The organism is Tardiphaga sp. OK245 (assembly GCF_900108575.1).
Classification (GTDB): domain Bacteria; phylum Pseudomonadota; class Alphaproteobacteria; order Rhizobiales; family Xanthobacteraceae; genus Tardiphaga; species Tardiphaga robiniae.
The window spans coordinates 691,376-708,786 of the sequence record NZ_FNWZ01000003.1 but is presented as its reverse complement, the minus strand read 5'-3'; the positions used below and the strand labels follow the sequence as shown (position 1 = coordinate 708,786).

Below are 17,411 nucleotides of genomic sequence, written 5' to 3'. Positions count from 1 at the left end.
GATGCCGGTCGATCCCGAAGCGCCGCACCTTCCGCGCTCGGCCGCCATCGAAGCCTACGGCAAGGGCGGCTTCCACTTCGACACCATGTCGCATCAGGGTTCGCTCCTGTGTCTGCCCGATGCGGTGTGGGCGTGGTCGGCCACCAGGGCCAGTGACATCGACCGCCATTCGTTGCGGCGCGTGTTCGAAGGCGCGGCAGGCATCGACACGCTGATCATCGGCACCGGCAACGAGGTCTGGATTGTGCCGAACGATCTTCGCAATGCCTTGCGCAATCTGCACGTAGTGATCGATGCGATGCAAACCGGTCCTGCGATCCGCACCTATAACGTGATGATGGGCGAGCGCCGCCGCGTTGCCGCTGCATTGATCGCGGTGCCATGAGTGGTGCTGATCAGAGCTCCGCGGCTTTCTGCGCGGAGTTGGTGCGCAGCCACGACTTCGACCGCTACGCGGCGACCTTGTTCGTGCCTGCCGACAAGCGCCGTTCGCTGCTGGCGCTCTATGCGTTCAATACGGAAATTACCCGCGTCCGCGAGCTCGTGAAACAACCGTTGCCTGGCGAGATCCGGTTGCAATGGTGGACCGACATGCTGGCCGGCGCAGGTCATGGCGATGTCGAACAGAACCCCGTTGCTGTCGAATTATTGCTAGCGATCCGCGCGCACGATCTTTCCATCGACAGGCTGTCCAAGCTGATCGATGTGCACATCTTCGATCTCTACAACGACCCGATGCCGGATCTCGCGCTGCTCGAGAGCCACTTTCGCGATACGCTCGGGACTTTGCTGTTCTCATCGGCAAAGATCCTCGGCGACGGGTCTGAGGCCAGCGCTCATGTCGCCGAGCATGCCGGGCTGGCCCAAGGCGTCGCGCGGATCATCGCGCGTTTGCCCTACGACACGATGCGGCGGCAATTGTTCGTTCCGCAGGACATGCTGCTGCAGAACGGCAGCAGCGCCGATCAGATGTTTGCCGGCAAGATGACGCCAGGCATCAGTGCAACGCTGGATCGGCTGATATCAGGCGCGCAGGAGCAACTCGCGACAGCGCAGGGAATGCTCGCCGATGTGTCGCCGGCTGCGCGCGCAGCGTTCCTGTCCATGGCGCTGGTGAAGCACGATCTGGCGCAGATGGCCCGAGCGGATCACGATCCGTTCGAACTCCACCTCAGATCGCGCTTGCGGACCCTGTGGACGCTGTGGCGCGCCTCGCGCTCAGTGTGACGTCAGCTTCTGATCTGTCGTCTCGAAATTGAAACGGTCGCGCAGGTTCTTCCGCGACTCCAGGATGCCCTTCAGGAACGCGCGATCGGCGTCGCTGGTCATCAGCGGCTCCAGCAGATCGACCTGGTTCATGGCGACGAGCTGCAGCACTTCGGTGCGAATGCGGCCGGAGGCGTCGCGGGGCAGGGCTGCGACGACCTGCAGATGCTCAGGCGGCTTTGCCCCCTTTGCGGCAGTCAGTTCACCCTGCAGCTTCGTTTCCAGCGCGACGTCATCGGCTTCCACGAATGCATAGAGCCCGACGCCAGTGCGCCGGTCGGCAAAGGCGACGATCGACGCGTCGCGCACCGCCGGGTTCTGTTTGATGATCTCGAGCAGAGGGGGCGCGTCGTTGACCAGACGCTTGCCGCCGCCTTCGCGGTCGGTGAAGTTGAAGATGCCGCGGGTGATGGCGCGATAGACCTTCTTGCCGGTCATCAGCCAGATCCGTGCCGGCAGCGACTTCTTCGCCAGAATCGCCTTTTCCTTCGGCGTCAGAAGCTCCGGCGCGTAAGTCCGTTTGTGCTTCAGGAGATGACGTAGGTCTTCATAGGCCGCGATGCGAAACAACTGGCTGCGGGACTTGAAGCAGACCGCAAGCTGGAAGTCGGTGACATAAGCTAGCCCGTCGCTGCCGCGCAGCCAGTTCTGCTCCTTGGCGAGATCGTTGTGGCACACGCCCATGCGATGCAGCTTGCGTAGCGCCAGCTTCGCGGATTTGAAATAACGCGCGTCGTGATGCGGCTTGGCGAGATGCAGTGCGACGCCGTCGATGAAGCCGCGCACCAGCGCGCGGTCGCCGGCCCAGAGCAATTCAGGCCCGACGCGCAGATCGCGCGCCAGCGTCAGTGCGCGGCGTTCCCGCGTGAACAGATGCAGCGCCAGCAGATATGACCACCACGGCACCTGGTCGAGCCGGCGCAGCACCGCATCGACTTCGCCCGATGACGTGCGATAACGGCCGCGCTCGACAGTCGAGAACACGTCGCGTTTCAGCAACACGCCTTCGGTCCAGGTCTTGGACAGCGCAGCGGCGTCCTGTGGCGGCAAACTCATCGAACAATCCTGAAATTCAAATCGCCGGCGTCATGCCGCGGCTGCAACGGGCAGGCTGGCGGTAATCCAGTCATCCATATCGGCCAGCGCCCGCACGCTCATCGCCTGCTTCTTGGCAACGGTCTTCTCATTGCCGCGCAGCCGCGAGCCGTCGGGCTTCTTGGTAGGCGCCTGAGCCAGCGGCGGGAACAGGCCGAAATTGATGTTCATCGGCTGGAACGAGCGCGGGCCTGCATCGACGGTTTCAATATGGCCGCCGGTGATGTGGCCGAGCAACGAGCCCAGCGCCGTCGTCACGGGCGGGGGCGCCAGCGACTGGCGCTTGGCATCGGCCGCGGCATAGAGGCCGGCGATCAGGCCGACGCTGGCCGACTCCACATAGCCTTCGCAGCCGGTCATCTGGCCGGCGAAACGCAGCCGCGGTTGCGCCTTCAGGCGGAGTTGCTCGTCGAGCAGCTTTGGCGAATTCAGGAAGGTGTTGCGATGCAGGCCGCCAAGCCGTGCGAATTCGGCATTCTGCAGGCCGGGGATCATCCGCAATGCTTGCTGCTGCGGGCCGTATTTCAGCTTCGTCTGGAAACCGACGATGTTGTAGAGCGTGCCGAGCTTGTTGTCCTGGCGCAGCTGCACGATGGCGTAGGGCTTCACCAGGGGATCCCTGGGGTTGGTAAGGCCCACCGGCTTCATCGGGCCGTGACGCAGCGTCTCGCGGCCGCGCTCGGCCATCACTTCGATGGGCAGGCAGCCGTCGAAATAGGGCGTGTTGGTTTCCCATTCCTTGAAGTCGGTCTTTTCGCCCGCCAGCAGCGCATCGATGAAGGCATCATATTGCTCATGGGTCATCGGGCAGTTGATGTAGTCGGCGCCGGTGCCGCCGGGCCCGACTTTGTCGTAGCGCGACTGGAACCAGGCGATCTCCATGTCGATCGAGTCTTTATGAACGATCGGTGCGATGGCATCGAAGAAGGCCAGCGCGTTCTCGTCGGTCAGTCCACGGATGCCGTCCGCGAGCGCTGCGGAGGTCAATGGCCCTGTCGCAACAATGACGTTGCGCCAGTCGGCTGGCGGCAGGCCGGCGACTTCGGCGCGGTCGATGGTGATGAGCGGGTGGTCGTTCAGTGCCTTGGTCACGGCATCGGAGAAGCCGTCGCGGTCGACAGCCAGCGCGCCACCGGCGGGCACCTGGTTGGCATCGGCGCAGCGCATGATCAGCGAGCCCAGCTTGCGCATCTCGGCGTGCAGCAGGCCGACAGCGTTGTTGAGCGCGTCGTCAGAACGGAAGGAATTGGAGCAGACCAGTTCGGCGAGGCCATCGGTGCGATGGGCGTCGGTCATCTGGTGCGGCCGCATCTCGTGCAAGATTACGGGAATGCCGGCATTGGCGACCTGCCAGGCGGCTTCCGAGCCGGCAAGGCCCGCGCCGATCACATGGACGCAGTCGTCTGGGTTTGGGGCTGTTGTCATGGCCCCGCATGTAGCGCGTTTCGGCGCGAAGTGGAATTCGCTTCGCGGAAATTCGGCCGGTTAGCCAAAGCTTTGAAGACGCTTTGGTTCGAACGCGTGTGGCGCCGAAGATGATGTCTTCAGGGAACCACGATTGCGCCCGCGCGAGGCGGGCGCAATCCGTGAAACGTCAGGCAGGACAGATAGAACGTCCTGACGGATCAGCCGTTATAGGCGCCAGAAGCAACGCGCGGAATGTCCGAACGGTCGAGACCGATGTCGGAAAGCTCGCGATCGCTGAGCTGGGAGAGTTCGGCAACGTTGCGCTGATAGTCGCGGAACGCCTGGATCATGCGGATGAATGAAAGCAGCATTTGAGTTCTCCTTCGTTAAGCGATTCATCTCTTGCGAGGTGCTTCGCTGTTGAAGTGAATATAGGTGACAATATCGCAGTGCAGCAGTCGAGATGTTGCGATGCAGCTAGTCAAGGACTGCATAGCTCACGCAAGGAATGATTAACCTCTCGGCGCTCGGAGGTGATTTTGCGGGCACAGTGCGTATTGAGGCACCTTTAGAAATGATTCTAGCTGTTAATTAGTCAGTTAAATCATGCGTTTGGAGGTGTTCCAAAGCTCAGCCGGATGCCGCCGGCTGAACCGGCGCGATGAAGCCTTTCTGACCTCAATCAGCCAGCGCACTCGGCGGTTCCTCGTAAGTTACTGTCTGGCGTCGCTATGCGTGATTCGCATACGAGTATTAGGAATGAATAATAAATCATCCTTACGTGAGGCTTGCGGGGCGACTTTTCTCTAAACTGCATGCGTGAAGGCAAATACATATGCAACTCGATGTCCTGCGCGAAACGCGGTCGCTGTTGGCCTCCCGAGGCACATCAAAAGGCCGATGCTGCGACGTCAGTGAAATCGCGCGAATTACATTTGTGTAAGTTTGTTGCTCTCGATTTCTGAAGCGCCAAAAAGCTGAGTGTTCTTGGTGGCGATCACAACCGGCTCACATTCAATTCACTGCGGCTGTTATTTCCTGGATCGCAGCGGGACGTATCAATTCCTTCTACAGAATCCGGCAATGGCGTCGGTTCTGTTGCGAAGGACAAATAAGATGATCACAAGATTACTGGGAGCGGCCGCCATGGCTGCTGTTGTGTTCGCTACGGTGCCGGCTTCGGCTGCACGTATGGAAGGCTGCAGCGGCAGCAACCTGCTGAAAACCGAAACCGCCGTCGAAGCGATGCCGGACGGCGATGCGAAGTGGGTTGCGTTCAAGGAAATGACGGATGCGCAGACCGCGTTGCTCGACAACAAGATGGGCGTGTGTGCGGTCCATCTGACCAGGGCCATGCATGTTGGCATGACGAAGTAGGACATCACGGGAGGGGCCGCTTGCTGAGGAGCGGACGGCCCTTCCATCATCTCATGCGAGTCTACGGTTCTTTGGCGAGCTGACTGGCGAAAGTGGCGATGGTCTTCGAATAGACCTCGCTCTTGTTCCACTGCTGAATGACCGCGAAGTTCGCAGTCCCCGGCGCAAAATCCTGATCGCGCTTCCAGCCATAACTGGCGAGATAGTTTGCCGTTGAGGCCAGCACGTCGGGCGCGCTGCGCAGCAGGTCGCGATGGCCATTGCCGTCGAAGTCGACAGCGAATTTCAGGTAGGACGATGGCATGAATTGAGTCTGACCGATTTCGCCGGCCCAGGCGCCATGCATCTCTGCAGGCGCGAGGTCGCCGCGGTCGACAATGCGCAGGGCATCGAGCAATTCACCGCGAAACATCTCGGCGCGTCGACAATCATATGCGAGCGACGCGATGGCGCGGATGGTAGGGAATTTGCCGACGTTCACGCCATAGTCGGTCTCTAACCCCCAGATCGCCACCAGCACCGGACCGGGCACGCCATATTGCTGTTCGATGCGTCCGAGCACCGAGCCGTAACGCTTCAGCATGTCGCTGCCGCGACGCAGCCTTGGTGGCACCATGCGCCCGGAAAATTCCTCGAAGCTTTGCTTGAAGACCTGCTGGCCGCGATCGCGCGACAATACGCTGTTGTCGAGGGTGACGCCGGTCAGTGCCGTATCGACGGTCTTCTGCGAAATGCCCTTGCCGACGGCTTCCGTCTTGAAGGCGGCGAGCCAACCATCGAAACTGCCGGTGCCGCAGGACGGCGCAGCAACGGCCGGCGCTAGCGGCGAGATCAGGACTGTACCAAGCAGGAACGTACAAAGCAGGGCGCGCATGGTCTCAAGGCTCTCATTCGATGATGAAATCGTGTGTCGCGAACGATAGTGCGCGATGAGCCTTCCGGTGAACCACGGCCAAAACAAGGCTTGCGCAGTGACATCAGAACAGCATGACGGCCTCTCGCGCAATTCTGCGAGAGGCCGTCATTGGGCGAGATCAGACTATCGGGTCCACGTTACTCGTCGCTGCGCCATTGAAGACGATGAACTGCCAGCCTTGCCGCGTGGTCAGCACCTAGCGCCGTGGCTCATGCTTCGGTGAAAATGTCGTCCGACATTCACAGCGCTGCAATGCAGCGGCCGGGCTTTCGCCTCAATTCAGTCGGACCTTGCTACCGAGGTCAAACGATGTGCCGAGGACTTTGCCAACTGGATTGGCGGTTGGTTTGGGCTGTTGGCTTGGAACGACTCTTCCCCGCAGTCTATCGCGTCGCATTGGCAAGCGAGTGGTGGGCGGATACAAGTATGAACCGGCTGGTGCTGCCGGAACCAAACACGGCACGAATTCTTCAATCTGTCACGAAAGCTATTGGGAGCGACATATGAGCATTTTCGGAAAGATCATGGGCGCGATTTTCGGCACCAGCGCCAGTGCTGCATCCCCTGATGCCGCGCCGGCCGCCGGCGGTTCGGCTCCCGCAGGCGCCGCGCCGATGGACAGTGTTGACGTTGCTGCGATCCTCGACAAGGCCGTGGCGGCCAAGGGCGAAAAGCTGGAATGGAAGACCTCGATCGTCGACCTGATGAAGGCGCTCGACATCGACTCCAGCCTGTCGGCCCGCAAGGATCTCGCCAAGGAGCTCGGTTACACCGGCGACACCAGCGATTCCGCCAGCATGAACATCTGGCTGCACAAGCAGATGATGACCAAGCTCGCCGCCAATGGTGGCAAGCTGCCGGCCGACATCAAGCACTAAACTTTCCGTTTGGGACGGAGTTGAAGGCCCGCGCTCGCGCGGGCCTTTTTGCTGTGGTATACCAGCACGCATAAATACAAGACCAGAAAACAACAAAACATACGAGGAGAAACGCCATGGACCCCATCAACCGCAGAACGATTCTGACCACCGGTGCCGTTGCCTTGGCTGGTAGCGCACTGGCGGGCGAGGCCGCGCAGGCGCAGGCCGGTCCCAAGGGCATATTCTCGGTCGCGACGGTGACGATCCCCATCGTCGGCGAGACGGACGTGTTTCCGGTGCGCCGCATCTATTGCATCGGCCGCAACTACGCAGCGCATTCCCGCGAGATGGGATCGGACCCGACGCGCGAGCCGCCGTTCTTCTTCCAGAAGCCGACCGATGCGATCCAGAACGTCAAGATCGGCGAGGTCGCCGATCACCCGTATCCGTCGCTTACCAAGAACTATCATTACGAGGTCGAACTCGTCGCCGCGCTGAAATCCGGCGGCACCAATATCCCCGTGGATAAGGCGCTCGACCATGTCTATGGCTATGCTGTCGGACTCGACATGACACGCCGCGATCTGCAGCGCGCCATGGGCGACGAGAAGAAGCCATGGGAGATCGGCAAGAGTTTTGACCACGCCGCAGTCATCGGCCCGATCCATCCGGCCAGCAAAACCGGCCACATGACCAAGGGTCCGATCTCGCTCGCGGTCAATGGCACCGTGAAGCAGACCTCCGACCTCGACAAGATGATCTGGAGCGTCGCCGAGCAGATATCGAAACTCTCGGACGCCTTCGAGCTGAAGGCTGGCGACATCATCTATTCCGGCACACCGGAGAATGTCGGCCCGGTCGTGAAAGGCGACGTGCTGCTCTGCAAGATCCAGGGCTTGCCGGACATGTCGATCAAGGTCGTTTGAGTTTGCAATCCATTCGTCATTCCGGGATGTGCGCAAGTCGGCGACGCCGACTAAGCACAGAGCCGGAATCCCGATGTAAGGAAGACTCAAAACACTTCGAGATTCCGGGGTCGCGCCAAGTGGCGCGCCCCGGAATGACTATGTGTGGCTAGCCGACCAGGTCCGCATAGTCCGGATGCTGGCGCAGATAATCCACTACGAACGAACAACCCGCCACGACCTTCAGCCCATCCGCACGGATCAATCCGAGCGCGCCCTTGACCAGTTCTGACGCGATGCCGCGGCCGCGCAGGGCAGGTGGCGTTTCGGTATGCGTGATGATGACGCGATCGCCGGCACGGCGATAATTCGCAAAGGCGACGGAGTCGCCGACATCCAGCTCGAAGCGATTGAGCGCCTTGTTGTCGCGAACGCCGGTCATGCCGCGTCTTTCAGCAAATCCTGATAGTCCGCATGCTTCGCGATATATGCCGCGATGAAGGGGCACTGCGCCACGACCTTCAATCCCTGTGCGCGGACGGCATCGAGCGCGCCGCGGGCAAGCTGTGAGCCGATACCCCTGCCGCCCAATTCCTGCGGCACGACGGTGTGGACGAAGGTGATGGTATCGGACGTCCGGGTATATTCGGTGAAAGCAATATGGCCGTCGACCGCAAGTTCGAAACGGTGAAGCGAAGTATTGTTATAGACCGCGTTGCTCATTCTCATTCCATTCACAGGTGTCCGGGAGAAGGTAACAGTCATTTCCAAACGGGTGCAATGCAGCCGCCGCATGCTTCATCTGATAGGGGAAATCCGTCTCATCGCGCGGGGCTCTTTGCCGTTCTGCGCGCTGTGAAAAATGGCTTTGGCGTGGCCTTGCAAAGGCAAAGCGGGTTCCTACGTCAATTGTAGACATACGCCCCGAAGCGGCCGGATCGGTCGTTTGACAGTTGGAGTGTCATGCCAACGGCCGCTGACGTATGCCTCTTTTGGAGGAGGTCACGATGTCAGACTCTCGGTTTCTCGGTACGCATCGCACGTGGGAAGACTGGTTTGGCATGGCGCTTGGCGTTCTGATTGCGCTCTCGCCCTGGTTTCCTACGCAGAACGGTCATCAATATACCGGGGGGACCCCCAGCGCCATAATCATTAACACGGTGGCGGTTGGCGTCCTGGTATTTGGCCTTGCACAGCTTGAGTATGTCGCGCTGCAACGCTGGGAGGAGGTGGCCGCGATCATTCTCGGTCTGTGGCTGATCGCCTCGCCACTTTTCTTTGGTTATTCCGGCGACGGCATGCTCAGATTCATCCATACCTGCCTCGGCGGTCTCGTGGTGCTGCTGGCAGCACTGCAGTTGTGGCAGGACTGGGATTTGAGCGATGGAGAAATGGCCCAGCACGGGCAGTGACAACAAGCGATCAGGCCCGCCGGTCTTGTCGTGAGGCCGGCGGGTTTCGTCTGTCTGTGGCCGGCCGTTAGCGTCCTGGCACAGCCAGCGTCGCGATCACCTCGTCGATCCGGGAAAACACATAATTCGGGGTGCGCGCTTTCAGGGCGGCTCCGCTGGTATAGCCCCACGTCACCGCGCCGAAATCGATCCCGGCCTCGCGCGCAGCGTCGATATCGCGGATCTCGTCGCCGATGCTGATCGTGTCATCGACAGAGATGCCGGTGAGCTCAAGGATGCGCTGGAATTTCGCCGTCTTGCCGAACAGGCCGGCGCCGCAGGCGAAATAGGCGACGTGCTGATCGAGATCGCCGAGCACGTGTCGGACATTGTCCTCGCTATCGGAGCTGACGATCGCAATCGTCATGCCACGCGCCTTCAATTCACAGAACATGCGGTCGACGCCTGGGAACAGCGAAATGCGGTCGATCTGCTGCGCCTTGCGCTTGCGCATGTCGCGCGCAATCAACGGGATCCGCCATTTGGCGACACCGAGCAGCCGGATCAGCTCACCAGCGCCGACGCTCCGCAACTCGTCGATGCGGTCGCGTTCGACGCGCTGAAACTTGTGCTTGTCAGCGACGGAATTGATGACGCTGAGGAACCACGAAAAGCTGTCGGACAGCGTGCCGTCGAAATCGAAGATGGCGAGCTTATAGGGCATGGCTGGCGGGCGGGGAGGTGGCCGGGCTCTCGGTCTCGGCTGGATGCTTGGCAGTGGCGGTCACGGGCTGGTTCTCGTCTGAGTCGTGGCCGATATGCGACCCGTCGCAAGGATGATCCCATCAGACCCGGTTTTCAACCCGCATCCGCGCGGCGAAACGATGCACGAGCCGCAAGCAAGCGTGCTAAGCCCGTCGTTACCGTTTCATATCACGCGCAGGAGGCCCTTATGGCAGACGATAGACCGAACCAGAAAGGCCCTAACACCAAGAAGAAGCAGAAGTGCAAGAACTGCGAAGGCAAGGGTCTGCTGAAGAAGGGCGAGAAGGTGGTGAAGTGCCAGAGGTGTCATGGGACGGGGCTGAGGTGAGCGTGAAGGATAGGCACTGACAGGTCTCGCCTTATTTGTTATGCTTAGCTATCGATGCTTTACGGCAGGTTCTTTAAAATGAACGACCTCTCGGAGCGAATTACGATTGATCCCGACCGCATGCATGGACGCCCCTGTATCCGCGGGCTGCGCATCACCGTATCCGATGTGCTTGGTTTGCTCTCGGCCGGTCAATCGCGCGAGGAAATTCTAATCGATTACCCTTATCTGGAGAGCGCGGATATCGATGCCGTTCTTTCTTTTGCTGCCAGCCAAGCCGATCATCCGGTTATCCCCGCGGAGTAGCAATTGCTGTTCCTTATCGACACGCAACTTCCTCCGGCTCTGGCGGAAGCACTGCGGGGTCGTGGGTTGGATGCGATCCATACTGCAGATCTTGGCATGCTGGCCGCCACCGATGCGATGATCTGGGATGAAGCCGTCGCCCGCTCTGCCGTACTCGTTACCAAAGACCGCGACTTCGCCATGCTCCGTGCTGCACGGCGGAGCGGCCCATTCATTCTCTGGATCCGCTTCGGCAACATGAACAATCGCACCCTGATCGCTCGAATCTTGCGTGCGATGCAGAGGGTGATCAAAGCGATTGAGCGCGGAGATGCTGTGATAGAGCTTACGACTTGAGGGCGCGCCGTCGATGTGATCGTCACCCCGCGCCACGATAAAATATAGATCGCGCGCTCCTCTATTCCGCCGCTTCGCTCGTCGCCTTCCGCTTCTTCGGCTTCCCCGCCTTCTCAAGCACCGGTTTCAAAAACTTGCCCGTATAGCTGCGCGGTGCCTTGACGATATCTTCCGGCGGGCCCCAGGCGACGATTTCACCGCCGCCGTCGCCGCCTTCGGGGCCGAGGTCGATGACCCAGTCGGCGGTCTTGATCACTTCAAGATTGTGCTCGATCACCACCACCGTGTTGCCCTGCGCCACCAGCTCATGCAGCACTTCCAGCAGTTTGGCGACGTCGTGGAAGTGGAGTCCCGTGGTTGGCTCGTCGAGAATGTAGAGCGTGCGGCCGGTGGCACGCTTGCTCAGCTCCTTGGCGAGCTTGACGCGCTGCGCTTCGCCGCCGGATAGCGTCGTCGCCTGCTGGCCGACATGGATGTAGTCGAGGCCGACGCGGTGTAGCGTCTTGAAGGTCTCGCGCACGCGCGGCACCGCCTTGAAGAAGTCGGCGGCTTCTTCCACGGTCATGTCGAGTACGTCGGCGATCGACTTGCCCTTGAACAGAACTTCGAGCGTCTCGCGGTTGTAGCGTTTGCCCTTGCAGGTATCGCAGGTGACATAGACGTCGGGCAGGAAGTGCATCTCGATCTTGATGACGCCGTCGCCCTGGCAGGCCTCGCAGCGGCCGCCCTTGACGTTGAACGAGAAGCGGCCGGCCTCGTAGCCGCGCGCCTTGGATTCCGGCAGGCCGGCAAACCATTCGCGGATCGGCGTGAAAGCGCCGGTATAGGTCGCCGGATTGGAACGCGGCGTGCGGCCGATCGGCGACTGGTCGATCTCGATGATCTTGTCGATATGCTCCAGACCCTCGATGCGGTCATGCGGCGCGGCGCCTTCGCTGGCGCCGTTGAGCTTTCGCGCGATGGCCTTGTAGAGCGTGTCGATCAGCAGCGTCGACTTGCCGCCACCGGAGACACCGGTGACCGCGGTAAACAGACCGAGCGGCACTTCCGCCGAGACGTTCTTGAGATTGTTGCCACGCGCATTGATCACCTTGATGGTGCGGCGGTGGTTCGGCGGACGACGCTCCGGCACCGGCACCGACATTTCGCCGGTGAGATATTTTCCGGTCAGCGACTTCGGATTCTTCATCACCTCCTGGGGCGTGCCCTGGGCGACGATGTTGCCGCCATGAGTACCCGCGCCGGGGCCGACATCGACCACGTAGTCGGCCGCGATCACCGCGTCCTCGTCATGCTCGACCACGATCACGGTATTGCCGAGATCGCGCAGCCGCCGCAGCGTATCCAGCAGGCGTGCATTGTCGCGCTGATGCAGGCCGATTGACGGCTCGTCGAGCACATAGAGCACGCCGGTGAGGCCGGAGCCGATCTGGGACGCCAGGCGAATACGCTGGCTCTCGCCGCCGGACAGCGTGCCGGATGAGCGCGCCAGCGTGAGATAGTTGAGGCCGACATCGAGCAGGAAGGAGAGGCGCTCGCGGATTTCCTTGAGGATGCGGACGGCGATCTCGTTCTGCTGCTTGTTGAGCAGATCCGGCACGGACTCGAACCAGTCGCCAGCCTTGCGCACCGACATTTCCGAGATGTTGCCGATATGCTTGCCGCCGATCTTCACACTGAGCGCTTCGGGCTTCAGTCGATAACCCTCGCAGGCATCGCAGGGCACGTCGGAAAAATACTTGCCGAGTTCTTCGCGCGCCCATTCGCTCTCGGTCTCGCGGAAGCGGCGGTCGATATTGGTGACGACGCCCTCGAACGGCTTCTTGGTGTCGTAGGAGCGCACGCCGTCTTCATAGGAGAACTTGATCTCGTCATCGCCGGAGCCGTGCAGGATGGCATTCTGCGTCTTCTTCGGTAGGTCCTTCCACTTGGTGTCGAGCGTGAATTTGTAGAACTTGCCGAGCGCCGTCAGCGTCTGCACGTAATAAGGCGACGACGACTTCGCCCATGGCGCGATGGCGCCCTTGCGCAGCGTCAGCTCCTTGTCGGGAATGACGAGATCGGCATCGATGGTCTGCTCGACGCCGAGGCCGCCGCATTTCGGACAGGCGCCGTAGGGGTTGTTGAACGAAAACAGTCTGGGTTCGATCTCGGGGATGGTGAAGCCGGAGACCGGACAGGCGAACTTCTCGGAAAACAGGATGCGCTCGGCACCGGTCTTGTCGTGAATCTTCGCGACCTTCTTGTCGGATTTCTTGTCGTCCGCGGGGGCGGCAGGCGCGTCGGCATATTCGATGACCGCAAGACCTTCGGCGAGCTTCAGTGCCGTCTCGAAACTTTCCGCGAGGCGCTGGCCGATATCCGGTCTGACAACGATGCGATCGACGACGACGTCGATGTCATGCGGAAACTTCTTGTCGAGTACGGGTGCTTCAGCGAGTTCATGGAAGGTGCCGTCGATCTTGACGCGCTGAAAACCCTTCTTGAGATATTCGGCGAGTTCCTTGCGATACTCGCCCTTGCGGCCGCGCACCACCGGCGCCAGCAGGTACAGACGCGTGCCTTCCGGCAGCGCCAGCACGCGGTCGACCATCATCGACACCGTCTGGCTTTCGATCGGCAGGCCGGTTGCCGGCGAATAGGGAATGCCGACGCGCGCCCACAGCAGGCGCATATAGTCGTAGATCTCGGTGACGGTGCCGACGGTCGAACGTGGGTTCTTCGAGGTGGTCTTCTGCTCGATGGAGATGGCCGGCGACAACCCGTCGATCTGGTCGACATCCGGCTTCTGCATCATCTCGAGGAATTGCCGGGCGTAAGCCGACAGCGACTCCACGTAACGGCGCTGGCCTTCGGCATAGATCGTGTCGAAGGCGAGGGACGACTTGCCGGAGCCGGACAGGCCTGTGAACACCACCAGCTTGTCGCGCGGGATGGTCAGGTCGACATTCTTGAGATTGTGCTCGCGGGCGCCGCGGATGGTGATGCTGCGCATGTTCGCGGCGGCCTGCTGCCGCTTCGCCTTGATGATCTCGTCCATAACAGGCAATTCCCCAGCGCGCGAGGCGCGCTCATCCGGGCGCGCACCGCCGGCCGGGCCGGGATCAACGCCGATTGATTGTCATCGGAACATAGGAAGAACGAGGACGGATTTCCAGTGCTCCGCAGCAACGATCAACGGTTTGTTGGCGGAGGGGTTGCGAGGCAAGGGTGCAAATCGAACGGCCTGCGCAGGACAGGTCTTCCGGTATCGGGCTCATGCCAGTGAACTGCCAATCGGGAGCGCGTCAGGGCTGAGCGAGGTGCCAGCAAAAAGCCCGGCGCGAGGCCGGGCTAAGTTTGTCGGAATGAGGGAAGGCGGTCGCAGTTCTCAGTACTTGTCTCAGTACTTGTCTCAGTACTTGTCTCAGTACTTGGCGATGACAGGGCCGCCCCACTTGTAGTTGATGCGGGCGGTGACGACGTCGACGTCCTGGCTGATGCGATCGATACGCGAGGTCACAGGAAGTGTCACAGCGGTGAAGCTGTTGCTGCTGGTCTCCATGAACAGATGGTCGTATTCGACCGCGAAGGACCAGTTTGGCGTGAAGCCATATTCCAGGCCAACGCCAACCGTACCGCCCCAGCGGGTTTCCTTGGCGTTATCGAATACGACGTTGGTTCCCACGGTGTAGCCCTGATACTTGTCGCTCGTCACGGCAGCGCCGCCCTTCACGTAAAGAAGGGTGTTGTTCCAGGCGTAACCGATCTGGCCAGTGAACAGGCCGAAGGCTTCGATCTTGGACCGGTTGCCGGTCGTACCGAGTACGAGCTGGCTGACATTCGAGCCCTTGAAGTCTGCCCAGTTGCCCTGTGCTTCCAGACCGAACACCCAAGCAGCGCTCTGCCAGCGATAGCCGATCTGACCGCCAGCCGTGCCGCCGCTTGCGTCATGGCATCCCTCGCTGAAGGCCAGTGCGGCACCGAGAACCTGGGTCGTGTCCCAGCATTTGCGGCTCGTTCCCCAACCGCCGTTGCCGCCGATATAGAAACCGGTCCAGTCATAGACGACGGCGATCATCGGAGGCGCCTTGGTGTAGGGCCGTGCCGCGAGATCGGCCGCAGAAGCGGACGTTGCCGAGCCGAGAACAGCGAGGGCGGCGGATGCGAGCAGAATTTTCTTCATGGCATGCTCCCCTTGTGAGTGTTTCAACTCTAGCGCGGTTCAGGCGATCAGGCTGTGCCTTCCTTGCAACGGAGAAAAACAAACGCAATAGTTGCGCGAAAATTCGCACGCTACAGTCGTGGGTAGTATTCAACCGCAGCGATGGTTAGCTCTTATCTCTCCGGAAGCCGGGCTTCCAGCCATACGAAAAAGGCCGGCGTTTCCGCCGGCCTTTCCGTAGTCACGAGGCTGAAATCAGGCGCGAAGCTCAGTACTTGGCGACAACCGGGCCACCCCAGTTGAAGCGGTAGTTCAGGCCAGCCTTGACGGTGTGCTCGTCGTTGCGGGACGACAGGCCGACGATGCCAACCGGCGACGGAGCAGCGAAGGTGGTCTTGCCGAAGTCGTAGTACTGGTACTCAACCTTGCCCGACCAGTTCTGGGTGAACAGGTATTCGAGGCCGGCGCCGACGGTGTAACCGTCATGCTTGGTGCCAGCTGCGAAGGCAACCGGAACGGCGCCAACGGTCGTGACCAGCGATTCGCTGTAGTCGGAGTAAGCATAGCCGCCCTTCACGTAGAGCAGTGCCGGACCCCAGGTGTAACCGATGCGACCGGTGACCGAGGCGAGGCCCTTCTGGTTCAGGTTGTAGGTGACGCCGGGCGTGGTGAGGAAAGCGACGTTGGTGTTGTTCGAACCAACCCAGCTGTACTGACCTTCGATGCCGAACACCCAGTTCGGAGCGAACTGGTAGTCATAACCGATCTGCACACCGCCGAGGAAACGGCCATCCGAATTGTCGGAAGTGCCGCCGAAGCCGTTCGAACCGTTGAAGGCGCCGCCGACGTGACCGCCGATGTAGAAGCCGGTCCAGTTGTAGATCGGGGCGGGAACATAGGCCGGAGCCTTGGTGTAGGGACGAGCGGCCAGGTCAGCGGCCATTGCCGGAACCGAAGCGCCCAAAGCGATCAGGGCAACGGTGCCCAACAGAAACTTCTTCATGTGAATTCTCCCCAAAATTGCTTCGCGTCGGCGAAGCCTCGTGTCCCGGCGCAAGCGCCAAATGCAATTCAGTGATCGAAATATACGCAAGTCTGCCAAAAAGTCCGTCACCCAAATAGCACACTCGTCTTCGATGTTTGGCCGTTTCTAAGTTAATGAAAGGTATATGAATTTTGGCCGGGTGCGGTTCCCTTCGGGTTCCACTATTGCTCGACCCGGACGCGACAGCGACGACTCGGCACTTCGTCGTCGCCCAACAATTCGCCAAGGGGTGTCCTTGAGAACAAAAATGGAACATGCTATATGCGAGGACGATCATATAAGAGATCGTGGATAACCCCGTCGCGGGGGCCTGCGCGGGAGCGCGGACCGTATAGGGTCCCATTATCAGCGGCGTTTGCGCGCGGGCCAGGGCCTGCGCCGGCGCCCAATCAGCAATTCAGATTCGAGAGTAGGAGAGTGGCATGGCGGGTAGCGTCAACAAGGTGATTTTGGTCGGCAATCTCGGCAAGGATCCAGAAGTCCGCCGGATGCAGAACGGCAACCCGGTCGTCAACCTGACCGTCGCGACTTCGGATACCTGGCGCGACAAGGGCACCGGCGAGCGCAAGGAAAAGACCGAGTGGCATCGTGTCGTGATCTTCAGCGAAGGTCTCGCCAAGGTCGCCGAGCAGTATCTGAAGAAGGGCGCCAAGGTTTATATCGAAGGCGCGCTGCAGACCCGCAAATGGACTGATCCGCAGGGTGTCGAGAAATACTCCACCGAGATCGTGCTGCAGGGCTTCAACTCGACGCTGACCATGCTCGACGGCAAGGGCGGTGGCGCGGGTGGTGGCGGCGGTTACGGCGGCGATGACATGGGCGACAGCTTCGGCGGCGGCCAGTCGAGCGCTCCGCCGCAGCGCCGCGTGGCCGCACCGGCCGGCGGTGGTGGCCGCGGCAGCGACATGGATGACGACATCCCGTTCTGACTGTTGGTTGGAGCTGTGTGTAAACTAAAAAACGCTTTCGTCGCTTCTTCAATGACTTAGCGTTTTTCAGCTTCCGGATTGCCGACGAGACTCGAATCAGATTCTGTGGGGCCCGCTTGTGTAAACAAGGGGGGCTTTCGTTTGATAAATCAACGCATTGCCAGCCGATTTCGCGTAAAGCCCGTTGTAATGGAGGGCGGCGAGAGGTTTGGGCTTCTCTTGGACAGGGAGAGCGGGCTGCCGGACCCTTGGGCTAGCTGAGCACAACATTCGCATGATGGCCGCGCTCGTTGAGCCGCTTGCACAGCGCGTGGGCGAAGGTGGTCTTTCCTGCGGCTGCC

At 60.7% G+C, this 17,411-nt stretch carries 20 protein-coding genes; 10 read left to right on the top strand and 10 right to left on the bottom strand.

What is annotated here, in order from left to right:
• Position 1: 1 nt before the first annotated feature.
• Positions 2-385 (top strand): Mth938-like domain-containing protein, encoded by a 384-nt coding sequence (locus tag BLW80_RS15910; RefSeq protein WP_093758695.1) that lies wholly within the window; start codon positions 2-4, stop codon positions 383-385.
• Positions 382-1,227, top strand: a complete 846-nt coding sequence (locus tag BLW80_RS15905) for a phytoene/squalene synthase family protein (RefSeq protein ID WP_093758694.1) — start codon at positions 382-384, stop codon at positions 1,225-1,227. Before BLW80_RS15910 ends, BLW80_RS15905 begins: the two co-directional genes overlap by 4 nt.
• Here the strand turns inward: BLW80_RS15905 and BLW80_RS15900 are convergent.
• From BLW80_RS15900 to BLW80_RS15890, 3 genes are all read right to left on the bottom strand, one after another.
• Positions 1,219-2,322 (bottom strand): serine/threonine protein kinase, encoded by a 1,104-nt coding sequence (locus BLW80_RS15900; protein ID WP_093758693.1) that lies wholly within the window; start codon positions 2,320-2,322, stop codon positions 1,219-1,221. The genes BLW80_RS15905 and BLW80_RS15900 overlap by 9 nt on opposite strands.
• A 30-nt stretch (positions 2,323-2,352) precedes the next feature.
• Positions 2,353-3,786: a methylenetetrahydrofolate--tRNA-(uracil(54)-C(5))-methyltransferase (FADH(2)-oxidizing) TrmFO gene (gene trmFO, locus BLW80_RS15895; protein ID WP_093758692.1), complete on the bottom strand. Its 1,434-nt coding sequence runs from the start codon at positions 3,784-3,786 to the stop codon at positions 2,353-2,355.
• 200 nt (positions 3,787-3,986) lie between these two features.
• A complete protein-coding gene (locus tag BLW80_RS15890; RefSeq protein WP_081421766.1) occupies positions 3,987-4,139 on the bottom strand; it encodes a DUF1127 domain-containing protein in 153 nt (50 codons plus the stop codon).
• A gap of 745 nt (positions 4,140-4,884) precedes the next feature.
• Here BLW80_RS15890 and BLW80_RS15885 point away from each other — a divergent pair.
• Positions 4,885-5,145: a hypothetical protein gene (locus BLW80_RS15885; protein ID WP_089264718.1), complete on the top strand. Its 261-nt coding sequence runs from the start codon at positions 4,885-4,887 to the stop codon at positions 5,143-5,145.
• 61 nt (positions 5,146-5,206) lie between these two features.
• Here BLW80_RS15885 and BLW80_RS15880 read toward each other — a convergent pair whose 3' ends face one another.
• Positions 5,207-6,019 (bottom strand): lytic murein transglycosylase, encoded by an 813-nt coding sequence (locus BLW80_RS15880; RefSeq protein WP_093758691.1) that lies wholly within the window; start codon positions 6,017-6,019, stop codon positions 5,207-5,209.
• A 545-nt stretch (positions 6,020-6,564) separates the two neighbouring features.
• Between BLW80_RS15880 and BLW80_RS15875 the strand changes: the two genes are divergently transcribed.
• The gene (locus BLW80_RS15875) at positions 6,565-6,939 is read left to right on the top strand and encodes a DUF3597 domain-containing protein (RefSeq protein WP_089264465.1); all 375 of its coding nucleotides are present in this window, start codon (positions 6,565-6,567) and stop codon (positions 6,937-6,939) included.
• Between the two features lie 116 nt (positions 6,940-7,055).
• A complete protein-coding gene (locus BLW80_RS15870; protein WP_093758690.1) occupies positions 7,056-7,847 on the top strand; it encodes a fumarylacetoacetate hydrolase family protein in 792 nt (263 codons plus the stop codon).
• Positions 7,848-7,995: 148 nt separating this feature from the next.
• On the opposite strand, the gene BLW80_RS15865 is transcribed toward BLW80_RS15870, so the two are convergent.
• Positions 7,996-8,268 (bottom strand): GNAT family N-acetyltransferase, encoded by a 273-nt coding sequence (locus tag BLW80_RS15865; protein WP_093758689.1) that lies wholly within the window; start codon positions 8,266-8,268, stop codon positions 7,996-7,998.
• Entirely contained in the window at positions 8,265-8,549 is a 285-nt protein-coding gene (locus BLW80_RS15860) for a GNAT family N-acetyltransferase (protein WP_093758688.1), read from the bottom strand. The genes BLW80_RS15865 and BLW80_RS15860 overlap by 4 nt, the downstream gene beginning before the upstream one ends.
• Positions 8,550-8,833: 284 nt before the next feature.
• On the opposite strand from BLW80_RS15860, the gene BLW80_RS15855 reads away from it, so the two are divergent.
• Entirely contained in the window at positions 8,834-9,238 is a 405-nt protein-coding gene (locus tag BLW80_RS15855) for an SPW repeat domain-containing protein (RefSeq protein ID WP_089264717.1), read from the top strand.
• A 67-nt stretch (positions 9,239-9,305) separates the two neighbouring features.
• On the opposite strand, the gene BLW80_RS15850 is transcribed toward BLW80_RS15855, so the two are convergent.
• Positions 9,306-9,941 carry an HAD-IA family hydrolase gene (locus BLW80_RS15850; RefSeq protein WP_089264461.1) on the bottom strand — a complete coding sequence of 212 codons (636 nt, stop codon included), beginning with the start codon at positions 9,939-9,941 and terminating at the stop codon, positions 9,306-9,308.
• 228 nt (positions 9,942-10,169) lie between these two features.
• Here BLW80_RS15850 and BLW80_RS30360 point away from each other — a divergent pair, with 228 nt between their 5' ends.
• The 3 genes from BLW80_RS30360 (at position 10,170) to BLW80_RS15840 (ending at position 10,952) form a co-directional block, all read left to right on the top strand.
• Positions 10,170-10,310: a hypothetical protein gene (locus BLW80_RS30360; protein ID WP_165826921.1), complete on the top strand. Its 141-nt coding sequence runs from the start codon at positions 10,170-10,172 to the stop codon at positions 10,308-10,310.
• 78 nt (positions 10,311-10,388) lie between these two features.
• Complete coding sequence (locus BLW80_RS15845) at positions 10,389-10,616, top strand: DUF433 domain-containing protein (RefSeq protein ID WP_093759119.1); 228 nt, start codon at positions 10,389-10,391, stop codon at positions 10,614-10,616.
• Positions 10,617-10,619: 3 nt separating this feature from the next.
• Entirely contained in the window at positions 10,620-10,952 is a 333-nt protein-coding gene (locus tag BLW80_RS15840) for a DUF5615 family PIN-like protein (protein ID WP_139285843.1), read from the top strand.
• A 61-nt stretch (positions 10,953-11,013) separates the two neighbouring features.
• Here the strand turns inward: BLW80_RS15840 and uvrA are convergent, their stop codons facing one another.
• The 3 genes from uvrA to BLW80_RS15825 all read right to left on the bottom strand — a co-directional run bounded on the left by uvrA (position 11,014) and on the right by BLW80_RS15825 (position 16,099).
• Positions 11,014-13,992 carry an excinuclease ABC subunit UvrA gene (gene uvrA, locus BLW80_RS15835; RefSeq protein WP_093758686.1) on the bottom strand — a complete coding sequence of 993 codons (2,979 nt, stop codon included), beginning with the start codon at positions 13,990-13,992 and terminating at the stop codon, positions 11,014-11,016.
• Positions 13,993-14,358: 366 nt separating this feature from the next.
• On the bottom strand, positions 14,359-15,117 hold the full coding sequence (locus BLW80_RS15830) for an outer membrane protein (protein WP_093758685.1): 759 nt from the start codon (positions 15,115-15,117) through the stop codon (positions 14,359-14,361).
• 247 nt (positions 15,118-15,364) lie between these two features.
• Positions 15,365-16,099, bottom strand: coding sequence for an outer membrane protein (locus BLW80_RS15825; protein ID WP_093758684.1), 735 nt, complete (start codon positions 16,097-16,099; stop codon positions 15,365-15,367).
• A gap of 464 nt (positions 16,100-16,563) precedes the next feature.
• Between BLW80_RS15825 and BLW80_RS15820 the strand changes: the two genes are divergently transcribed.
• Positions 16,564-17,070: a single-stranded DNA-binding protein gene (locus BLW80_RS15820; RefSeq protein ID WP_089264456.1), complete on the top strand. Its 507-nt coding sequence runs from the start codon at positions 16,564-16,566 to the stop codon at positions 17,068-17,070.
• The last annotated feature ends 341 nt before the right edge of the window (positions 17,071-17,411 follow it).

Bases quoted from the DNA above. Each gene is read 5' to 3' on its own strand.
- BLW80_RS15845 (WP_093759119.1), top strand. From the start codon at position 10,389: ATGAACGACCTCTCGGAGCGAATTACGATTGATCCCGACCGCATGCAT.
- BLW80_RS15910 (WP_093758695.1), top strand. From the start codon at position 2: ATGCCGGTCGATCCCGAAGCGCCGCACCTTCCGCGCTCGGCCGCCATC.
- BLW80_RS15825 (WP_093758684.1), bottom strand. From the start codon at position 16,099: ATGAAGAAGTTTCTGTTGGGCACCGTTGCCCTGATCGCTTTGGGCGCT.
- BLW80_RS15885 (WP_089264718.1), top strand. From the start codon at position 4,885: ATGATCACAAGATTACTGGGAGCGGCCGCCATGGCTGCTGTTGTGTTC.
- BLW80_RS15880 (WP_093758691.1), bottom strand. From the start codon at position 6,019: ATGCGCGCCCTGCTTTGTACGTTCCTGCTTGGTACAGTCCTGATCTCG.
- BLW80_RS15855 (WP_089264717.1), top strand. From the start codon at position 8,834: ATGTCAGACTCTCGGTTTCTCGGTACGCATCGCACGTGGGAAGACTGG.
- BLW80_RS15850 (WP_089264461.1), bottom strand. From the start codon at position 9,941: ATGCCCTATAAGCTCGCCATCTTCGATTTCGACGGCACGCTGTCCGAC.
- BLW80_RS15830 (WP_093758685.1), bottom strand. From the start codon at position 15,117: ATGAAGAAAATTCTGCTCGCATCCGCCGCCCTCGCTGTTCTCGGCTCG.
- BLW80_RS15865 (WP_093758689.1), bottom strand. From the start codon at position 8,268: ATGACCGGCGTTCGCGACAACAAGGCGCTCAATCGCTTCGAGCTGGAT.
- trmFO (WP_093758692.1), bottom strand. From the start codon at position 3,786: ATGACAACAGCCCCAAACCCAGACGACTGCGTCCATGTGATCGGCGCG.
- BLW80_RS15870 (WP_093758690.1), top strand. From the start codon at position 7,056: ATGGACCCCATCAACCGCAGAACGATTCTGACCACCGGTGCCGTTGCC.
- uvrA (WP_093758686.1), bottom strand. From the start codon at position 13,992: ATGGACGAGATCATCAAGGCGAAGCGGCAGCAGGCCGCCGCGAACATG.
- BLW80_RS15900 (WP_093758693.1), bottom strand. From the start codon at position 2,322: ATGAGTTTGCCGCCACAGGACGCCGCTGCGCTGTCCAAGACCTGGACC.
- BLW80_RS15905 (WP_093758694.1), top strand. From the start codon at position 382: ATGAGTGGTGCTGATCAGAGCTCCGCGGCTTTCTGCGCGGAGTTGGTG.
- BLW80_RS15860 (WP_093758688.1), bottom strand. From the start codon at position 8,549: ATGAGCAACGCGGTCTATAACAATACTTCGCTTCACCGTTTCGAACTT.
- BLW80_RS15875 (WP_089264465.1), top strand. From the start codon at position 6,565: ATGAGCATTTTCGGAAAGATCATGGGCGCGATTTTCGGCACCAGCGCC.
- BLW80_RS30360 (WP_165826921.1), top strand. From the start codon at position 10,170: ATGGCAGACGATAGACCGAACCAGAAAGGCCCTAACACCAAGAAGAAG.
- BLW80_RS15820 (WP_089264456.1), top strand. From the start codon at position 16,564: ATGGCGGGTAGCGTCAACAAGGTGATTTTGGTCGGCAATCTCGGCAAG.
- BLW80_RS15890 (WP_081421766.1), bottom strand. From the start codon at position 4,139: ATGCTGCTTTCATTCATCCGCATGATCCAGGCGTTCCGCGACTATCAG.